Raw genomic sequence first — 2,699 nt, 5'->3', positions numbered from 1 at the left:
CCCCACCCACAGCACCGGCAGTCTGAAAATCATCCAGCCCCCGGAGCGGCCACCCCCGGAGCCACCCCCGGCCCCCACCCTCCCGAGAGCCCGACCCCCACCCCCAAACCCCCACAATGGACCCATGTCGGGAGCCGAACCCACCATCACCGTCCCCACCTGGCTGACGAACACCGTCACCGCCACCCAAGGCGAAGCCGCCCACCCCTGGCTCGCCACCCTCCCCGCCAGAACCGCCGCCCACCTCGCCGCCTGGAACCTCACCCTGGAACGGATCCTCGACCCCGGCGGCAGCCTCAGCCTCGTCGCGTACGTCCACCGCGACGACCTCTCCCCCGCCGTCCTCAAGGTCGGCTTCCCCACCCCCGAGACCGCCCACGAGTACACCGCCCTCGCCCACTGGGCCGGCCGCGGAGCCGTCCTCCTGCTCGACTCCGCCCCCGCCGACGGGGCTCTGCTGCTCGAACGCCTCCACGGCGGGATCCCGCTGCGTTCCCTCGCCGAGCCCAAGGCCATGCTGGAGGCCACCAGCCTGCTGCACCGCCTCTGGACGGAGCTCCCCGAGGGCCACCCCTTCCCCGTCCTCTCCGAACGGGTCGCCGCCACCGCCCGTCTCGCGGAACACCCCCACCCCGTCGCCGCCGAGGCGCGGCAGCTGGTCGCCGAGGCCCTGGACACCGCCCGGGAGCTGACCGGCTCCGCCGACGAGTCCTTCCTCCTGCACGGCGACTTCCACCACGGCAACGTCCTCGCCGCCGACCGCGCCCCCTGGCTGGCCATCGACCCGCGCCCGCTGGCCGGCGAACGCGCCTACGACCTGGCCCGCCTGGCCCTGGACCGCGCCGACACCCTGTTCGGTTCCCCCGGCGCCCCCGCCGCCGTCCGCCGCCGACTGGGCCGGCTCTCCGAAGCCCTGGAGGTCGACCAGGAGCGCCTCCGTGGCTGGACCCTCTTCCGCGCCGTCGACCTCGCCCTCCGCGCCCTCACCGCGAACCGCCGCGAGGACGCCGAGCTCTACCTCGAGTTCGCCGACACCGTCTGACCCCGACCCCCGCCAACTCCCCCCACCCCGAGGGCAGTTACCCCCCGGCCCTCCGCAGCGGCAACCGGGCTCCCATCACCGCGTACAGCCGGTCCGTCGCCGGGAACCGCACCGCCCGCGCCAGGTCCTGGTACCCCAGCGCCCGGTACAGCCGCCGCGCCGCCGTCTCCGCGTCGATCGCCGAGAGGATGCTCCGCTCCAGCCCCGAGCCCTCGCACAGCGTCCGGATGATCCGCGAGCCGACCCCCTGCCCCTGGAACTCCGGCAGCACGTGCAGCTCGGTGACGGCGAAGACCCCGTCCAGCCAGTCCCCGTACCCCCGGGCGGCCAGGTAGGGCTCGATCACCGTGCTCCACCAGTGCTCCCGCTGGTTGGGCATCCCGTACCCGAAGCCGACCAGCCGCCCCCCGCTCATCGCCCCGAGCGCGATCACCCCCGGCTGCTGGGCGTGCCGCCCCACGATGTGCAGCCGTACCGCGACCTCCTCAGGCGTCAGCCCGAACGCCACCGCCTGGACCTCCAGCGCCTGCGGCGCCCAGTCCGCGAGGTCGATGGCCCCGATCGTCACCCCGGTCAGCTGATCCATGCCCCGGACGTTACTACCAGCGGCCCCGCGGCGCGGCCGAAGATCCCAACAGCGCCCCGCGCAGCCCGATCGGACCGCTCAGAACAGCACGCTCATGAACGCCCCGACCTCCTGGAACCCCACCCGCCGGTACGCGGCCCGGGCCCGCAGGTTGAAGTCGTTGACGTACAGCGACACCACCGGCGCCACCTCCCGCAACGCGACCTCCAGGACCGCCGCCATCCCCGTCTCGGAGAGCCCCCGCCCCCGGTGCTCCGGATCGACCCAGACCCCCTGGATCTGGCAGGCCCCCTCCGTCACCGCCCCGATCTCCGCCTTGAAGACGACCTGCCCGTCCTCGCCGAACCGCGCGAACGACCGCCCGCTGGACACGAGTTCGGCCACCCGGGCCTGGTAGAGGAGCCCTCCGTCCCCGGCGAGCGGCGACACCCCCACCTCCTCGGTGAACATCGCCACGCACGCCGGCATCAGGGCCTCGACCTCGTTGCGCCGCACCCTCCGCACCAGCGGATCCGGCGCGATCTCCGCCGACGGCACCGAGGTCGCCATCAGCGGCTGGTGCGCCCGCACGTCCCGGGGCGGACCCCAACTGCGCTCCAGCAGTGCCCAGAAGGCCGCCGTGGCCGCCGCCGGCCCGACGATCGAGGAGCAGCGCCGCCCCTGGCGGCGGGCCCGTTCCGCGAACGCCGCGACCGCCTCCGGCCCGGCGTCGACCAGGACCAGGTTCGCCCCGGCGTAGCAGAGCGCGCCCAGCACGCCGTCCCCGTCGTACCAGCCCCACATCTCCCCGCCGAGCCGCCACGGGTCCAGCCCGACGGCCTCGACCCTGGTCGCGACGAAGGCGTTGGCCACCGGGTCGCGGTGGAGGATCTCCAGGGCCTCCGACAGGTCCGGCGGCTCCAGCACGCGGGTGGTGGCCAGGGCCCGCGCGGCCTGGAAGGAGCTCGGGAGCATCACACCGCGATCGAGCATCGGGACAGCACCTCACTGAGACGACTCTGGCCGCACCCTACTCCGTGGCCCCACCCGGCTACGGCCGCGGGGCCGTCCGCGAACGGACGGCCCCGCTTC

General features: G+C 74.6%; 3 protein-coding genes. 1 reads left to right on the top strand and 2 read right to left on the bottom strand.

Annotated elements, in window-relative coordinates; translation table 11 throughout:
- Positions 1-124 precede the first annotated feature (124 nt).
- The gene (locus ACFU6K_RS36015) at positions 125-1,042 is read left to right on the top strand and encodes an aminoglycoside phosphotransferase family protein (protein ID WP_380670400.1); all 918 of its coding nucleotides are present in this window, start codon (positions 125-127) and stop codon (positions 1,040-1,042) included.
- 37 nt (positions 1,043-1,079) lie between these two features.
- Here ACFU6K_RS36015 and ACFU6K_RS36010 read toward each other — a convergent pair whose 3' ends face one another.
- Together ACFU6K_RS36010 and ACFU6K_RS36005 are read right to left on the bottom strand one after the other, a co-directional pair.
- Positions 1,080-1,628: a GNAT family N-acetyltransferase gene (locus tag ACFU6K_RS36010; RefSeq protein ID WP_380670398.1), complete on the bottom strand. Its 549-nt coding sequence runs from the start codon at positions 1,626-1,628 to the stop codon at positions 1,080-1,082.
- Positions 1,629-1,706: 78 nt separating this feature from the next.
- Entirely contained in the window at positions 1,707-2,582 is an 876-nt protein-coding gene (locus tag ACFU6K_RS36005) for a GNAT family N-acetyltransferase (protein ID WP_380670402.1), read from the bottom strand.
- Positions 2,583-2,699 lie beyond the last annotated feature (117 nt).

The sequence above is a fragment of the Kitasatospora sp. NPDC057512 genome (assembly GCF_042802135.1).
Taxonomy (GTDB): domain Bacteria; phylum Actinomycetota; class Actinomycetes; order Streptomycetales; family Streptomycetaceae; genus Kitasatospora.
The sequence above is the reverse complement of the archived record's forward strand: the minus strand, read 5'-3'. Positions and strand labels throughout refer to the sequence as shown.

Bases quoted from the DNA above. Each gene is read 5' to 3' on its own strand.
- ACFU6K_RS36015 (WP_380670400.1), top strand. From the start codon at position 125: ATGTCGGGAGCCGAACCCACCATCACCGTCCCCACCTGGCTGACGAAC.
- ACFU6K_RS36010 (WP_380670398.1), bottom strand. From the start codon at position 1,628: ATGGATCAGCTGACCGGGGTGACGATCGGGGCCATCGACCTCGCGGAC.
- ACFU6K_RS36005 (WP_380670402.1), bottom strand. From the start codon at position 2,582: ATGCTCCCGAGCTCCTTCCAGGCCGCGCGGGCCCTGGCCACCACCCGC.